At 59.7% G+C, this 1,208-nt stretch carries 2 protein-coding genes; both read left to right on the forward strand.

What is annotated here, in order from left to right; translation table 11 throughout:
- The coding region (locus ACE4YL_RS10275; RefSeq protein ID WP_461369614.1) for a hypothetical protein at positions 1-565 on the forward strand (565 nt) is incomplete at its 5' end.
- A gap of 1 nt (position 566) precedes the next feature.
- The gene (locus tag ACE4YL_RS10280) at positions 567-803 is read left to right on the forward strand and encodes a hypothetical protein (RefSeq protein ID WP_461369615.1); all 237 of its coding nucleotides are present in this window, start codon (positions 567-569) and stop codon (positions 801-803) included.
- Positions 804-1,208: the final 405 nt, after the last annotated feature.

Raw genomic sequence — 1,208 nt, forward strand, 5'->3', positions numbered from 1 at the left:
CCGTGAGGAGGTCAAGAAGGCCTTGAGGCAACTGAACCATAGCCTGAAGGCCTCTGGTGAGGCTACAAAGCCGTTCTGGGAGCACGTGCACGATGATGCCTTAGGCCTGGGCGACATGCACCAGTATGCTTACTGGTCACCACACTTCCACGCGGTCGGGGTCGGCTACCTGGTGAACGCGAAAGACTACAACCAGGCGACCGGCTGGATCTACAAGAACAAGCGACCAGGCGGTATCCCACTCTCGGTCCGGTGGAACGAGAAGGAAAACCGCTTCGAGGACGACATTTACACGCTCTTCTCTTACCTCATGACGCACGCGGCCTATGTCCAGGGGAAGCGGATGACCAGGACATTCGGCTATCTGAACCCGAAGCACGTTAAGAGGGTCGGTGACCAGTTCGTGAAGCACTACCACGCGGCGGTCTGCCCGGTCTGTGGGTCGCCGGTGGTCCGCTACTGGTTCAAGGATGATGAGCCGGACGAGCCTGAGGTCGATATCGAGGGTGAACTACGGCCCGTAGCCTGCCGGATATGTGGCTACAACTACAAAGTGAGGCTTTGAAATGACGAAAGAAGATGATGCTTTCGATTGCTACTGCTACCAGGCTGCTGCCGATGCCACCCTGGAAGCGGTGATCCGCGAACTGACTGACGAAGCGCGGCTGAGTGGGGGGTTCGTGGCTATGTTCGGCCCTCCGGAGGTGCTGGAGGCGCTGGAGGAGGGGGCGGACGGGGAGCCGCCGGCCCCCGGCCGCCGGGGTCTGACTGTTCTGCCTGGTCCCTGGTGGCCTCCCAGGTGACCTGGAAGTTTCCGGGTTCACTTCCAACAAACTTCCATCGTCGAGGCTCCACGGACCCTGCCCGGAAGGGGGGCCTTGCCGCCCCCCTCTCCGGGCCTATCGCCACGCTCAGCGACGCCGTAGGCGGAGCGAATTGAGCCGCAGCGGCGTTTGAGCGTCTAAGGGAAACAGACACTTTTAATTACCTCGCCGATGAAATGACTGTTTAGTAGCGCTCTGGCTGTCAGGAAAGTTTGAGTCAGAGGACAAAATTCCCGGGACGCCCCAACCAGAGGGCACATTGGTTAGATGGTAGCCGGGTCGGGTCGGGGCGCTACAGGAGTTGACAACTCTTTGTTAGACGTAGCGGCATATAAAGGGAACGACACGAGTGGCCCGGACTTCAGTCCGAATCAAGATCCCGAC

Source organism: Candidatus Darwinibacter acetoxidans, from assembly GCF_041936445.1.
GTDB lineage: Bacteria > Bacillota > Limnochordia > Darwinibacteriales > Darwinibacteriaceae > DTU010.

Coding starts and splice junctions, on each gene's coding strand:
- ACE4YL_RS10280 (WP_461369615.1), top strand. CDS start 567: ATGACGAAAGAAGATGATGCTTTCGATTGCTACTGCTACCAGGCTGCT.